Annotated in this window: 14 protein-coding genes and 1 pseudogene; 9 read left to right on the top strand and 6 right to left on the bottom strand. The window is 68.4% G+C overall.

Going from position 1 to position 13948, the window contains the following annotated elements:
• Positions 1 to 16 precede the first annotated feature (16 nt).
• Together U8D42_RS06675 and U8D42_RS06670 are read left to right on the top strand one after the other, a co-directional pair.
• Positions 17 to 1111 (top strand): SAM-dependent methyltransferase, encoded by a 1095-nt coding sequence (locus U8D42_RS06675; protein WP_322861190.1) that lies wholly within the window; start codon positions 17 to 19, stop codon positions 1109 to 1111.
• Between the two features lie 75 nt (positions 1112 to 1186).
• The gene (locus tag U8D42_RS06670) at positions 1187 to 1552 is read left to right on the top strand and encodes a hypothetical protein (protein ID WP_322861191.1); all 366 of its coding nucleotides are present in this window, start codon (positions 1187 to 1189) and stop codon (positions 1550 to 1552) included.
• Position 1553: 1 nt separating this feature from the next.
• On the opposite strand, the gene U8D42_RS06665 is transcribed toward U8D42_RS06670, so the two are convergent.
• The gene (locus tag U8D42_RS06665) at positions 1554 to 3278 is read right to left on the bottom strand and encodes an Hsp70 family protein (RefSeq protein ID WP_322861192.1); all 1725 of its coding nucleotides are present in this window, start codon (positions 3276 to 3278) and stop codon (positions 1554 to 1556) included.
• Positions 3279 to 3389: 111 nt separating this feature from the next.
• The gene (locus U8D42_RS06660) at positions 3390 to 4475 is read right to left on the bottom strand and encodes an NAD(P)H-dependent amine dehydrogenase family protein (protein WP_322861193.1); all 1086 of its coding nucleotides are present in this window, start codon (positions 4473 to 4475) and stop codon (positions 3390 to 3392) included.
• A 105-nt stretch (positions 4476 to 4580) separates the two neighbouring features.
• Between U8D42_RS06660 and U8D42_RS06655 the strand changes: the two genes are divergently transcribed.
• The 3 genes from U8D42_RS06655 (at position 4581) to U8D42_RS06645 (ending at position 6918) form a co-directional block, all read left to right on the top strand.
• Positions 4581 to 4922 carry an MmpS family transport accessory protein gene (locus tag U8D42_RS06655; RefSeq protein WP_322861194.1) on the top strand — a complete coding sequence of 114 codons (342 nt, stop codon included), beginning with the start codon at positions 4581 to 4583 and terminating at the stop codon, positions 4920 to 4922.
• Positions 4923 to 4943: 21 nt separating this feature from the next.
• Positions 4944 to 6242, top strand: coding sequence for a cytochrome P450 (locus U8D42_RS06650; RefSeq protein ID WP_322861195.1), 1299 nt, complete (start codon positions 4944 to 4946; stop codon positions 6240 to 6242).
• A 100-nt stretch (positions 6243 to 6342) separates the two neighbouring features.
• Positions 6343 to 6918: an ester cyclase gene (locus U8D42_RS06645; protein WP_322861196.1), complete on the top strand. Its 576-nt coding sequence runs from the start codon at positions 6343 to 6345 to the stop codon at positions 6916 to 6918.
• Here the strand turns inward: U8D42_RS06645 and U8D42_RS06640 are convergent.
• Entirely contained in the window at positions 6872 to 7582 is a 711-nt protein-coding gene (locus U8D42_RS06640) for a haloacid dehalogenase type II (RefSeq protein WP_322861197.1), read from the bottom strand. The two genes, U8D42_RS06645 and U8D42_RS06640, sit on opposite strands and share 47 nt — an antisense overlap.
• A gap of 6 nt (positions 7583 to 7588) precedes the next feature.
• On the opposite strand from U8D42_RS06640, the gene U8D42_RS06635 reads away from it, so the two are divergent.
• Both U8D42_RS06635 and U8D42_RS06630 read left to right on the top strand, forming a co-directional pair.
• A complete protein-coding gene (locus U8D42_RS06635) occupies positions 7589 to 7960 on the top strand; it encodes a YidH family protein (RefSeq protein WP_431523828.1) in 372 nt (123 codons plus the stop codon).
• A complete protein-coding gene (locus tag U8D42_RS06630) occupies positions 7957 to 8277 on the top strand; it encodes a DUF202 domain-containing protein (protein ID WP_322861199.1) in 321 nt (106 codons plus the stop codon). The genes U8D42_RS06635 and U8D42_RS06630 overlap by 4 nt, the downstream gene beginning before the upstream one ends.
• Here U8D42_RS06630 and U8D42_RS06625 read toward each other — a convergent pair whose 3' ends face one another.
• Positions 8278 to 11154, bottom strand: coding sequence for an RND family transporter (locus U8D42_RS06625; RefSeq protein ID WP_276327165.1), 2877 nt, complete (start codon positions 11152 to 11154; stop codon positions 8278 to 8280).
• Positions 11155 to 11751: 597 nt separating this feature from the next.
• Between U8D42_RS06625 and U8D42_RS06620 the strand changes: the two genes are divergently transcribed.
• A complete protein-coding gene (locus U8D42_RS06620) occupies positions 11752 to 12648 on the top strand; it encodes a glycosyltransferase (RefSeq protein ID WP_085242245.1) in 897 nt (298 codons plus the stop codon).
• Positions 12576 to 13454 (top strand): annotated as a pseudogene (locus U8D42_RS06615) (lysophospholipid acyltransferase family protein); the annotation flags it as partial. The gene U8D42_RS06620 and the pseudogene U8D42_RS06615, both read left to right, overlap by 73 nt.
• 8 nt (positions 13455 to 13462) lie before the next feature.
• Here the strand turns inward: U8D42_RS06615 and U8D42_RS06610 are convergent.
• Positions 13463 to 13699: a hypothetical protein gene (locus U8D42_RS06610; RefSeq protein WP_322861200.1), complete on the bottom strand. Its 237-nt coding sequence runs from the start codon at positions 13697 to 13699 to the stop codon at positions 13463 to 13465.
• Positions 13696 to 13845: a hypothetical protein gene (locus U8D42_RS06605; RefSeq protein ID WP_158089981.1), complete on the bottom strand. Its 150-nt coding sequence runs from the start codon at positions 13843 to 13845 to the stop codon at positions 13696 to 13698. The genes U8D42_RS06610 and U8D42_RS06605 overlap by 4 nt, the downstream gene beginning before the upstream one ends.
• Positions 13846 to 13948 lie beyond the last annotated feature (103 nt).

The following is a 13948-nucleotide window of genomic DNA, read 5'->3' as shown; positions in this document are numbered from 1 at the left end:
CGACTATCGTTGGGCCATGCGGCCTGAACCTCGGATGCCCGAATCGAGCATTGTGGTCCGGCCCGAACCCATGTACACGCAGTCGTCGCGGCTGCAGGCCGCCGGGTTGGCCCCGGCCATCGCGCTGTTCGAGCGGGCCGCCGAGCAGGTGGCGCTACCCAAGCCCCCGCAGCCCATCGTCATCGCCGACTACGGCACCGCCAACGGGCACAATTCGCTCAAGCCGCTGTGCGCGGCGATCACGGCCCTGCGTCGCCGCACCCGTCATGACCACGCAATCCTGGTGGCGCACACCGACATCCCGGACAACGACTTCTCGGCGCTGTTCCACACCCTGTCCGACGACCCCGAAAGCTACCTGCACCTGGACTCGGCGACGTTCGCGTCGTCGATCGGCCGGTCCTTCTACAACCAGATCGTGCCGTCGCAGACGGTCAACCTCGGCTGGTCATCGTGGGCGACGCAGTGGCTGAGCACGATGCCGGGCGAGGTGCACGACCACGTGCACGTCGCCTGCAGCACCGACGACACGGCGCGCGCGGCCTACGCCCGACAGGCGGCCCTGGACTGGCACAACTTCGTGGCGTTCCGCGGCCGCGAAATGGCCCCCGACGGGCGGCTGGTGGTGATGACGATCGCCCTCGACGAGGACGGCACGCCGGGTTTTCCGACGCTGCTCGACGCGATGCTCGCGGCGCTGCGTGAGCAGGTGCGCGACGGCCTGCTGCGCCAGGACGAGGCCCGGCGCATGACCATTCCCACATTTGCCCGCAGCGAGAAGGACTTTCGGGCCCCGTTCTCGCCCAGCGGCCGCTTCGAGGGCCTGTCGATCGACCGGCTCGACTTGTTCACCGCCGAGGACCGATTCTGGGCCCGGTTCCAGGTGGACCACGACGCCGAGGCCTTCGGGGCGCAGTGGGCGGCCTTCGCCCGCGCGGCGCTGTTCCCCGCCCTGGTGCGCGGGCTGGACGGCAGCCTCCGCGACGCACGGGCCGCGGAGTTCGTCGACCGGCTCGAGCGGGCGGTCGCGGAGCAGCTGTCAAGCGCTCCCGAGCCGATGCGGATCCCGCTGGCGCTGGTGGAGCTGGTCAAACGCGAACGATCGTGGTGATGAGAGTTTCGACACAACGCCGCAACGGGTAACCCCCCGAACATCGCGACATGCAATTGCGAGGGGGTTTGATGCATGAGCGTCCAAGACGATAAGTCGGATGATCAGGACACCGATCAAAAACTGACGGAGAAGCCCGAGCCGGACGAGGGCGACAAGAAGAAGGCCGCCGAGATGATGGAGGCCTACAAAGAAAAGCCCACCATCGTGCTGCCCGGCACCGGGGGCAGCGTGTCGGGCACCGCGGTCAACGACTGGTTGGACGAGGACGGCAACCCCAAGCACGAGGTCCCCGAGGGTGCCGATGCCGGCGGCCAGGCGAAAGCCGACGACGATTCGCGCGACGAGCAGGCCCTGCAGGACCAGATCGAAAAGGACAAGGCCCTCAACAAGCAACTCAAAGAGGCCGCGTTGGCGGAGAACAAGGGCGAAAAGGATTGACCTATCGGGTCGTTCCCAGCTGAGGATCCAATTGGGGGATGCCGCTGATGCCCAAGTCTCCCCCGATGCCCTGAATGATCTGGTTGACCCGGTCGATGCCGGGGATCGGTTCGTTGACACCGGGCACCGCCGGAATGGGCGGGACCTCCGGTACCCGCGGGACCGCCGGGCGCGGCGCGGCCGCCAGCGGCGGGCCCTGCTGCGGTTTGGCTGACGGGACGCTGGTCGACGGCGTCTCGGTGTTGACGGGCGGGTTGGTGCCCGTGGTCGACGGAGCGGGAGCCTCTTCGGCGGGCGGGGGCGGCTGCGCGGTCGCGGTGTGCGCGGGCGGCGCGGGAGCCCGGCTGCTGATCACGCCCGGCGTCGGTGTCGTCGCCGACTTGTTCGCCGAGGTCAGCCCGATCGTGACGGCCGTCCCCACCAGCGCCACCGCCGCCGCCGCGCCGACGATCGCGGCCAGGACCGGCAGCCGGAACAGGTGGCTCTTGCGCTTGTCGGACGTGGGCTCGTCGGCGGCCCCTTCGCCGGCCTCTTCCGCGGCGGGGGCGGGCGTGACCTGCGGTTGCTTACCGGTCTGCGACCAGGCCCGCACGGCGGCGACGCCGGTGATCGCCGCCGCCGGGGCGGCCTGCGCGGTCGCCGTGACGGGCGCGGCGGGCGCCGACGCCGTCGCCGCCGCAGGCATCTCGCCGGGACCGTGCGCGGCCCGCAGCGCGGCGCCGGCGGCGGCCGTCAGGTGTGGACGCGGCGTGGTGATGACGGGGACGCGGAAATACTGCGACAGCGTGGTGGTGATCGCGGGGATGTTCGCCCCGCCGCCGACCGAGACGACCGCCGCCAGGTCCTGGATCCCGTTGCGCGCCAGGGTGTTTTCCAGGACGGCCACGAACCGGTCCAGCGGCGTGCGGATCGCCTCGTCGAGCTCGGCGCGGGTGACCCGGATTTCGCCCGTCAGCCCGTCGATCACGGTGGTGGCCGTGCTCGACGACAGCTCCTCCTTGGCGCCCCGGCACGCGGTCCGCAGCCGGCTCAGTGAGCCGATCGTCACGGTGCCCGCCTGGTCGAAGGAGGGGGCGGCGGACATGTTGGAGATGACGGCGCTCAGCAGCGCCTGATCGATCACGTCACCGGAGAAGTCGTTCAGCCGCACGGTGGGGGCCAGCGCCTGGTAGTCGCCGTCGGCGCGCATAAAGGTGACGCTGGTGCCGGTGCCGCCGAAGTCGCATACCGCCACGGTCCCCCTGCGCGGTATGCCAGGGCCGCTCCGCACGGCGAGCAGCGCGGCCGCGGCGTCGGGGATCAGCAGCAGCGGCCGCGTGCGGTTGGACCATTCGGCGACCGAGCTCAGCGCGGCGCCCACGGCGTCGACCGCCGGGGAGGCCCAGTGGGCGGGGTAGGTCACGGCGACGCTGTCGGGCAGGGGCCGCCCGCCGGCGAGGGCGTAGGCCAGCGCGCGCACGGCGTCGGCGATCAGTTCCTCGCCGCGGTGCGCCGAGCCGTCGGCCGCCACCACTCCCCGCGGGTCGGAGACCCGGTTCACGAACCCGGTCAGCACCAGCCCGGGCTGGTCGAGCCGCGGGTTCTCTGCGGGGATGCCCACCTCCGGCGCGCGCTCGGGGTAGAGCGTCAGGACGGCCTTGCGGGTGAGGGCCCGGCCGGCGGACATCGCCGCCAGGTTGGTGGCACCGATCGACAGACCCAGCGCGGTTCCAGCTCCATTGGCCATGTGTCCCTACCCCAGCTTCACCCAACTCGCATCCCAGGCTAGCCGTTATTGTGCCGAAGAATCCTGTACCGCGTCTCAGGGGAACCTAGGTGCCGGCTGTGCGCCGGCCGGTCAGCGGATGTTGCCGGCGCCGGCGATCAGCGGCAGGTCGAGCGGCGTGACCCAGCCCGGCCGCAGGTCGTTGACGGCGGGCACGGCGTTGAGGGCCCGCATTCCGGTCGCCAGGCACCCGGCCGTGGCGGCGTCGCGGCCCGATCCGTCGGTGAACCGGAACGCGGTCTCCTGGAAGACGCTCGGCGTGCCCTCGATCTCCACCCGGTAGACGTCGTTGTCGTGCCCGGAGGGCCAGTCGGGCGCGGCGTCGACGCCGATGCGGTTGACGTGTTCGAGCTGAATCCTGGTCTCGCCCTTGTAGATCCCGTTGATGGTGAATCGGACCGCGGCGACGTGGCCGGGCTTGATCACGCCCTTGACGGTGTTGCGCTCGGTCGGCGTCACCCACTTGTCCCAGGTGGTGGTGATCTCGTCGAGCATGATGCCGGCCGCGTGGGCGATCATCGGGACCGTGGCGCCCCACGCGAAGATCAACATGTTGGAGTCTTCCAGCAGCGGGCGGTATTCGGGCTCGCGGCCGATGCCCATCTCGACCTCGTAATCGCCCTCGTAGTTGGTGTAGTCGAGCAGCTCGGAGGCGCGCACCCGGCGCACCTCCGAGCACAGGCCCATCAGCGTCATCGGGAACAGGTCGTTGGCGAATCCGGGGTCGATGCCGGTGGTGAAGCAGGACGATCCCCCCAGCTCGCACGCCTCGGTGATGGGCTGGATCCACTGCGGCGGGTTGAGGTGCATCGTCGGCCACACCCACGGGGTCATCGCGGTCGAGCAGACGTCGATCCCGGCCCGCAGGAAGCGGGTCATCAGGGCGATGTTGTCCTGGGCGTGCATCGCCGTGGGGCCGTAGTGCACCAGTGCGTCGGGCTTCAGCGCGATCAGCGCGTCGACGTCGTCGGTGGCGATGATGCCGATCGGCTCGGGCAGCCCGCAGATCTCGCCGACGTCGCGCCCGACCTTGTCGGGGTTGCTGACGCCCACGCCCACCAATTCGAACAGCGGATGCTTGACGATCTCGGCGATCACCATCTTGCCGACGAAGCCGGTGCCCCAAACCACCACACGTTTTGCGCCGTGTTCCGACATACTCACCTTCCCGTGCCAGCCCCCGTGGGACTCACCCTAGAGCGGCGCCGCTTCGTCTGGGCGGAAAGCTTCCGTAGCACCGCGTGTGGTGACACGATGCAAATCATGACGAAGCATCGGCGCGGCCTGAAGATCCTGTTCGCCGTCGGAGTCGGCTGGGCCGCGACGGTCCCGGGGGTGGCCCATGCCATCCCGCAGATGCCCCACGCCCGCTACGAGATCACCGGGGGCCCCGTCGCGCAGTACATCTCGTACCAGACCGACGCCGGTCAGCTGCACCAGGTCAACGTGCCGCTGCCGTGGTCGACGGAGTTCACCGCCTTCGGCGGGCAGGTGTACGTGATCAGCGCGCAGGGCGCCGGCCCCCTGCGCTGCCGGATCCTGCTCGACGGCAACGTGGTCGCCGACGCGCAGGCGGCGGGCGGCAGGACGGTCTGTGCCCACTAACGGTTTCGCAGGAGGTTCTCGGTGAGTCTGAAGACGGGTATCGCGACACGGACGAATGGGGCGCCACCACCCGAGGTCCCCCTCTCCGACATCCACCTCGACTCGCTGGACTTCTGGGGGCAAGACGACGACTTCCGCGACGGCGCCTTCACCACCCTGCGCCGCGAGGCGCCCATCTCGTTCTGGCCCGCGATCGAGATGGAGGGATTCGAGGCCGGCGAGGGCTATTGGTCGCTCACCAAGCACGACGACGTGCACTTCGCCAGCCGTCATCCGGAGATCTTCAGCTCCAGCCCCAACATCACGGTCAACGACAACGCGCCGGAGATCGCCGAATACTTCGGCTCGATGATCGTGCTCGACGACCCGCGGCACCAGCGGCTGCGCTCGATCGTCAGCCGCGCGTTCACCCCCAAGGTGGTGGCGCGCATCGAGGCGTCGGTGCGCGAGCGGGCCCGCCGGCTGGTCGCGTCGCTGATCGCCAACCATCCCAACGGGGAAGCCGACCTGGTCACCGAGCTCGCCGGCCCGCTGCCGCTGCAGATCATCTGCGACATGATGGGGATCCCCGAGGAGGACCATCAGCGAATCTTCCACTGGACCAACGTGATTCTCGGGTTCGGCGACCCCGACCTGACGACCGACTTCGACGAATTCCTGAAGATCTCGATGGACATCGGCGCCTACGCCTCCGCCCTGGCGGAGGACCGCCGCGTCAACCACCACGACGACCTGACCACCAGCCTGGTGGAAGCCGAGGTCGACGGCGAACGGCTGTCGTCGGCGGAGATCGCGTCGTTCTTCATCCTGCTGGTGGTGGCCGGCAACGAGACGACGCGCAACGCGATCAGCCACGGCGTGCTGGCCCTCTCGCGCTATCCCGACGAACGGGACAAGTGGTGGGCCAACTTCGACCGCCTGGCGCCCACGGCGGTCGAGGAGATCGTGCGGTGGGCCTCGCCGGTGGTCTACATGCGGCGGACGCTGACCCGCGACTTCAAGCTGAGCGGCACCAAGATGGCGGAGGGCGACAAGGTCGTGTTGTGGTACAACTCGGCCAACCGCGACGAGGCGACGTTCGCCAACCCGTGGCTCTTCGACCTGGCGCGAACCCCCAACCCGCACTTCGGTTTCGGTGGCGGCGGTGCGCACTTCTGCCTCGGCGCCAACCTCGCCCGCCGCGAGATTCGGGTCATCTTCGATGAGTTGCGCCGCGAGATACCCGACATCGTCGCGGTCGACGAGCCCGCCCGGCTGCTGTCGCAGTTCATCCACGGCATCAAGGCGCTGCCGGTCGCCTGGACCCCGCCCCGGGGGTAGCGCGCACCCGCGCGGGATGTCGCGAGCAGACACAAAATCGCACAGCAAGGCGCCAAATTGTGCGACTTTGCGTCTGCTCGCCGGGTTTATCGTTACCTGCATGACGATCCCCGCGTTCCCCTCCGCGGACGTGCTTGCCGCCCGCCAGAAGCTCGTGCTCGACCACTTCCACGACGAGGTCCGCCAGGCCTGGGACGACGTGTTGTCGACCTTCCCGCATCCGCGCTACGAGCTGATCCCGCAGATGATCGTCCACGACGGCGATCGGGCGGTGCGCGACTACTACGCCTACACCCGCACCGCGTTTCCCGACCAGGACCACGAGATCATCGCGCTGCGGCACAGCGCCGACGCGGTGATCGTCGAGTTCTGGTTGATGGGCACGCATCTGGGTTACCTGGGCAAGGTTCCGCCGACGGGCAGCCGGTTCCGGGTCCGCATGACCGCCTACTTCGTCTTCGACGACACCGAAACGCTTGTCTGCGAACGCATTTATTTCGACACACTGACCATGATCAAACAGCTGCTGGGCGGGCTGGACATGAAGAAGCCCGCCAATTGGCTGCTGGCCGCGCGCTGCGCGCGCGGCTTCCTGTCGATGTCGTCGGAGAAGCCGGACCCGTCGCTGGTCAGCAGCCGAGTTGCGTTGCCAGGTCAAGGAAGTCGGACGCGTTGACGTCGAACTCGTCGGAATAGCTCACGTCGGCGTCGCCGTCGGCACCGAACTCCAGCGGGCGGGCGACGAAGGCGGTCCGGAACCCAAGCCCGGCCGCGGCGCGGAGGTCGTACTTGTGGCTGGCCACCATCATGATCTCGCCGGCGTCCAGACCCAGATACGTCGCGGCCATCCGATAGACCGCCGGGTCGGGCTTGAACGCCCCGGCCATCTCCGCGGCGAAGATCGCGTCGAAGGGCAACCCCGCCCGCTTGCAGATGCCGATGACGGCCGACACGTCGGCGTTCGACAGGGTGGCCAGGGTGTGGGCGGCGCGAAGCCGGGTCAGCCCGGGCACCGCGTCGGGCCAGGGCTCGAGCCGCTGCCAGGCCAGGGTCAACTCGTCGCGCTCGGCGCCGGAGAGGGTGATGCCGCGCTCGTCCAGGACGGCGTCGAGGGCCCGCCGATACACCGAGTGCACCGACACCCACGCGGCGCCCCGACGCTCCGCACCGGCCAGCGTCGCGAAGTAGCCTGCGCGCCAACGCCGTACCACCTCGGGCCAGTCGGCTTCCGGGTGACGCCCGGCGCTGATCCGCCGCGCCTGCTCGCACACCGTCGAATGAAAATCCGTCGCCGTGCCTTGCACGTCGAACAGCAGCGCCTTGACCACAGCCTTCATCATGCAACGATGTGCCTCGTGGCCGACACCGACAGCGCCGAAGAGCACGAGCCCGACTACCGGTTCACCTTCGCCAATGAGCGGACTTTTCTGGCGTGGCAGCGCACGGCGCTGGGCCTGCTCGCGGCGGCGGTGGCGCTCGTGCAGTTGGTCCCGGAACTGGGGGTCCCCGGTGCGCGCCGGGTGCTCGGTGGGGGGCTTGCGCTGCTGGCCATTCTGACCAGCGGGATGGGGTTGCTGCGTTGGCAGCAGTCGGATCGCGCCATGCGCCGCGGGACCCCGCTGCCACGGCATCCCTCGCCGACCTACCTGGCGGTGGGTCTGACGGCCGTCGGGCTCATCGCGCTCGCGTTGGTGATCGCGAAGGCGGTCATGGCTTGAGCGACTCGACGGCGGACCGCGGGGGCCAGGCCGAGCGGACGACGCTGGCCTGGACCCGGACCTCGTTCGCGTTCCTGGCCAACGGCGCCCTGCTGATGATCAGGAACCTGCACGGTTCCGTCCGCCCGGCCGACTTGGTCCCCGCCGGGCTGGCCGGCGCCGTGGCGTTGGGGACGTTCCTGATCGCCGTACGCCGCCAGCACACCCTGCAGCAGCGGCCCCTGCCGAAGCGATTGACGCCCCGGCGCCAGGTGCACGTCATCGGCGTGGCCGTGCTGGCCCTCATCGTCGTCACCACGCTCGCCCAGCTGACCTAGCTACTCGCCCAGCAGGGCGCGCACCGCCGGCCGGGGCCCCGTCGGCCGCAGCAGCGCGCTGGCGGGGCGCGGCCGCACCGTCAGCGGCCACCAGAACCAGCGGCCCAGCAGGGCGGCGATGGACGGGGTCATGAACGCGCGCACCACCAGGGTGTCGAACAGCAGGCCCAGGCCGATGGTCGTGCCCACCTGGCCGAGCACCCGAAGGTCGCTGACCGCCATGGAGGCCATGGTGAAGGCGAACACCAGGCCCGCGTTCGTCACCACCTTGCCGGTACCCCCGACCGCCCGGATGATGCCGGTGTTCAGCCCGGCGCCGATCTCCTGCTTGAACCGGGCGACCAGTAGCAGGTTGTAGTCCGACCCCACGGCCAGCAGGATGATCACCGACATCGCGAGCACCAGCCAGTGCAGCTCCATCCGGATGAGATACTGCCACAACAACACTGAGAGCCCGAACGAGGCGCCCAGTGACAGCGCCACCGTCCCCACGATCACCACGGCCGCGGCCAGGCTCCGGGTGATCACCAGCATGATGATGAAGATGAGGCACAGCGAGGAGATCGCCGCGATCATCAGGTCGTAGGTGGCGCCGTCGGAGATGTCCTTGAACACCGCCGCGGTGCCGCCGAGGGAGATTCTGGCGTTTTCCAGCGGGGTGGTCTTCAGCGCCTCCTCGGCCGCGCTCTTGATCGCCTCGACCCGCGCGAAACCCTCGGGTGTCGCCGGGTCGCCGCGGTGCAGGATGAACAGGCGCGCGGCTTTGCCGTCCGGCGACAAGAACATCTCCATGCCCCGCTTGAAGTCTCGGTTGTCGAAGACTTCCGGTGGCAGGTAGAAGGAGTCGTCGTTCTTGGCTGCGTCGAAGGCCTGGCCCATGGCGCCGGGGTCCTTGCCGTTCTCGTCCAGCTGGCCGAGCACCCCGGACATGGTGCTGTGCATCGTCAGCATCATCGTGCGCATGCTTTCCATGGCGTCGATCATCGGGGGGAGCTGGGCGATCAGCTCGGGCAGCAGCGCGTCGATCTTGTCCAGGTCGGCGACCAAATCGCCCAGCCTGTCGGTGATTTCGTCCACGCCGTCGATCGCGTCGAAGATGGATCGCAGCGACCAGCAGACGGGGATGTCGTAACAGTGCCGTTCCCAGTAGAAATAGCTGCGCATGGGGCGCCAGAAGTCCTCGAAATCCGAGATGCGGTCCCGCAATTCGGCCGTGATCGCTTGCATGTCGTGGGTTTCGCCGGTCAGGTGGTGGGTCGTGGCGGCGAGCTGCGACATCAGCTCGTGCATGCGCCGCATGATGGCGATCATCTTCGCCAGCTCGTCGGCCTGCCTGAGCAGGTCGTCCATGCGTTGCCTCTGGAAGGCGCTGTTTTCGGCCAGGACGGCATTTTGCGCGCCGATCATGAACGGCAGCGTGGTGTGCGGGAGCGTGGTCCCGTCGGGCCGGGTTATCGCCTGCACCCGGGAAACGCCCGGCACGGCGAGCACGCCTTTGGCTAACTTGTTCAATACCAGCATGTCCGCCGGGTCGCGCAGATCGTGGTCGGCCTCGACCAACAAGATCTCCGGCTTCATCCGCGCCTGGGAGAAGTGGCGGTCCGCCGCGGCGTATCCCGCGTTGGCCGGCAGGTCCGCGGGAACGTATTGCCGGTCGTTGTAGCTGGTCTTGTACCCGGGCAATCCGAGCAGCCCGACGAGGGCGACACCGCACGTCGCCGCCAGAACCGGCGCGGGCCAGCGGGTGACCACCGTGCCCATCCGTCGCCAGCCGCGAACCTTGATCATCCGCTTGGGGTCGAAGAGGCCGTAGCGACTGCCGACGGTGAGAACCGCGGGCCCCAGCGTGAGCGCCGCCGCCACTGCGACGAGCATGCCGGCCGCGCAGGGTATGCCGAGGGATTGGAAATAGGGCAGCCGGGTGAAGCTCAGGCAGTACGTCGCGCCCGCGATCGTCAAGCCGGACCCCAGGATGACGTGGGCGACCCCGTGGTAGGTGGTGTAGTAGGCGGTCTCCCGGTCCTCGCCGGCCTGACGTGCCTCTTGGTAGCGGCCCAGCAGGAAGATCCCGTAGTCCGTTCCGGCCGCGAGGCTCAGCGAGGTGAGCAGGTTGATGGCGAAGGTGGAAAGCCCGATGACGCCCAGGTCGCCGAGCAACGCCACGGTTCCGCGCGCGGCCACGAACTCCACACCCACCAAGAGCAGCAGCAGCACGACGGTGACGATCGAGCGGTACACCGCGAGCAACACGACGAAGATCACCAGAATGGTCGTCGCGGTGATCAAGACGAGCGACTTGTCGCCGCTGGCGTGCATGTCCGCGATCAGCACCGACGGCCCGGTCAGATAGACCTTGAGCCCGGCGGGCGGGGGCGTTCGGGCGACGATGCCCCGGACGGCGTCGATCGATTCGGCCGCCAGGGCCTCGCCCTGGTTACCGGCGAGGTCCAGTTGCACGTAGGTGGCCTTGCCGTCGGCGCTTTGCGCGCCCGCGGCGGTGAGCGGGTCGCCCCAGAAATCCTGGATGTGCTGGACGTGTCGCGGATCGTCTCTGAGCTTGCGGATCAGGGCGGCGTAGAACGTGTGCGCCTCGTCGCCGAGCGGGCGGTCGCCCTCGAGGACGATCATCGCCGCGTTGTCGGAGTCGGATTCGGCGAAAACCTTGCCCATCCGCTTCATCGCCTGGATCGACGGCGCTTCTTCGGGCGTCATGGACACGGAGTGTTCTTGTCCGACTTTTTCCAGCGATGGGACGCCGAGGGTAACGACGACCGTGATTGCCAGCCACCCGAAGATGATCGGGATCGAAAGTCGGCGGATGGCGCGTGCGATGAATGGCTGTTCCGGATGTGCGGTGGCCGTGCGATTCTTGGTCACGCGGATTTCAATTATTACCCTTTGCCCCGAGGTTTCTCGTAACGTACACGGTGCAGCTCAGCACGGACGCCGACTTTGGAGATGGCGCGTTACGCGGTAAACGTACGCTACGGCGGGCGGTGACGACTGCGAAATCGAATAATTGCCGGCTGCTCGGCCGCCGGCCGCATCCGGCGGCCGAGCAGGAGGATCCGGCGGGCCGGTGACCGGCGACACACCGGCGCCGCGTACCGTGCAGGTTAGCCTGCCCAAAGTTGCCAGTCCCCATGCGCGGCGGGGCTTTTCGTTTTCTGGACTGTCGAGCAGAGGCCGGGGCGCATGGCCGTCGGAGCCGAGCGGAATGCCACGACCGGCAGTAAACTGCACTCTCACGTGGTCAACGTAGACACGTGTTGAACAAGTCGCCCTTCCGGGGTTAAGGTTTCGAGAAAAGAAGCGATATTCGGAGGCAGACCGGGCCGCGGTTGCCATAGGGTCCGAATCAATGAGCGTGGCGAATTCTTGCGGTGAGTAATTCGGCGCGCACGTTCCACCGGCGCAGGGTCGGGGCCAATGCCAGATTCCGTTTCTGCGCCTTCGCAGATTGGTCTCTGAGCAATGGCCCAACAGCCGTCCGTCGCGATCGTCATTCCGGCCTATAACGAGGAACGTTATATCGGGAAATGCCTGGCATCGTGCCTCGACCAGACGTCGGCACCCGAGGAGATCATCGTCGTCGACAACAAGTCGACCGACAACACCGCGGCAATCGTGCGCCGGTATCAAGCCGAGAACCCGCACATCGACATTCAGCTGATCGAGCAAAACGACCATCAGGGCATTGCCCCGACGCGCAACCAGGGCTTCGATCACGCGCGAAGCGACATCATCGCCCGGACCGACGCCGACTCCGTCATCGCCAGGGACTGGGTCGAGACCATTCGCCGCCGGTTCGAGGATCCCGACGTCGACGCGGCCAGCGGCCCCATCGGCTTTCACGACATGCCGCTGCGGGGGTTCCTGTTCTGGACCGACGCCACCCTGCGCGGCAAGGTGCACAAGTACGCGAAGAACGAGCGGTTCCTCATCGGCGCCAACATGGCGATTCGCGCCCAGGCGTGGAAGTCGGTGCGCCATCTGACGCAGCTGGACCTCGAAGACCGCCTGCACGAGGACGTGGATCTCGCGCTGACCTTGTTCAAGAACGACTTCGAGATCGCCTACGAGCCGGGCATGGTCGTCGCCATGTCTGCCCGCCGGGTGGAATCGTCACCGCGAGAGTTCTACCGGTATGTCACGCGCTATACCAGGACGACCGACCTGCACGGCGTCAGGAGTCCGGCGGGCTACACGGCGATCACCACGCTGCTGCTGCTGTACTTCCCGTTCCGGACGATGCGGTTCTTCTACGACCCCGACAACCTGCACTTCACCTCGGCGAAGGCCCGCGACAAGCTGCGCGCGATGCGCGCCGGGCGGCGCCCGGTTCGCTGGCCCGGCGCGTCGCGGCGATGACCGCCGGAGGCGAGCTGGCGGATCCGGCCCCGGCCGGCAACCCGCCACCCGCCGACCCGGGCGCCTGGGATGTCCCGCGCTCCGGCGGGCCGATCGCCGGCCTCCGCAGGCAGGTGTCGATGGTCGCGGGATTCGGGTTGGCCCTCCCGCTCGCCGCGGGCGCGCTGGGGGTGGGCCTGCTGAGCCGGAGCCGCCGGCACGGGGTCAACTTCTTCACCTCCACCTGGCCCAAGGTACTGCTCGCCACCAACGGCATCCGCATCAATGTCGTTGGCGCACACAACCTCACGGCGGAGCGCCCGGCCGTGTTCCTCTACAACCACCGCAACCGGGTCGACCCGTTCGTCGCCGCCGCGCTGATGCGCGACAACTGGATCAAGATCGCCAAGAAGGAGCTGGCGCGCGACCCGATCATCGGCACGCTGCTGAAGTTGAACGACGGGGTGTTCCTCGACCGCGACGACACCGCCGCGGCGGTGGAAACCCTGCACCAGGTCGAGGAGCGCGCGAAGGAGGGGCTGTCGATCCTGATCGCCCCGGAGGGCACGTCGCTGGAGACCACCGGGGTGGGGCCGTTCAAGAAGGGCGCGTTCCGGATCGCGATGGCGGCGGGGGTTCCGATCGTGCCGATCGTGATCCGCAACGCGGAGATCATCGCCGCGCGCGAGTCCATGGAGATTCACCCGGGCACCGTCGACGTCGCGGTCCTTCCGCCGATCCCGGTCGACGACTGGACGCTCGACGCGTTGCCCGATCGCATCGCCGAGGTGCGCGGGCTGTATCTGGACACGCTGGCCGATTGGCCGGCCGGGCCCTAGGCGGTGGCCGGCAGCCCGGAAACCGTCGAGCGCATCGGGCGCAGCGACGACAGGAACATCACTCCATAGCCGTTGGCGCGCAAGCTGACTCGCAGGTCCGCGCTCGGCGTGTTCTGCTCGAACCACTGGGCCAGGGCGGGGCGGTGCTGGTAGGCGGACGCGTTCTGGACGCCCAGCAGCCGCAAGAGGGCCGACAACGTGTTGGGCTGGCTGGGCCCCGTGGCGATGGTCAATGTGTTCCTTCCGGCGGTTGGGCGTGCGTGGGCAGCAGTTGCTGTGTGGTCGAGTCGGCCACCGAATGCGCGGGCGCATCGATGCCACCCAGCGCGAAGGCGAAGGTGATCGCCAGGAAGGCACATCCCCGGCACAGTGTTTCCATTGGGCCCCATCGGCTTTCGCATCGGTAGCGGACGGAGAGTCCGCGTTGCTGCTTCAGGCCCGATTACCCCGCTCCGGCGCGCGCAAACGGGACCGGGGGTGTT

This window comes from Mycobacterium europaeum (assembly GCF_034555895.2).
GTDB classification, from domain to species: Bacteria; Actinomycetota; Actinomycetes; order Mycobacteriales; family Mycobacteriaceae; genus Mycobacterium; species Mycobacterium europaeum.
This window is presented reverse-complemented; position numbering and strand designations above follow the sequence as displayed.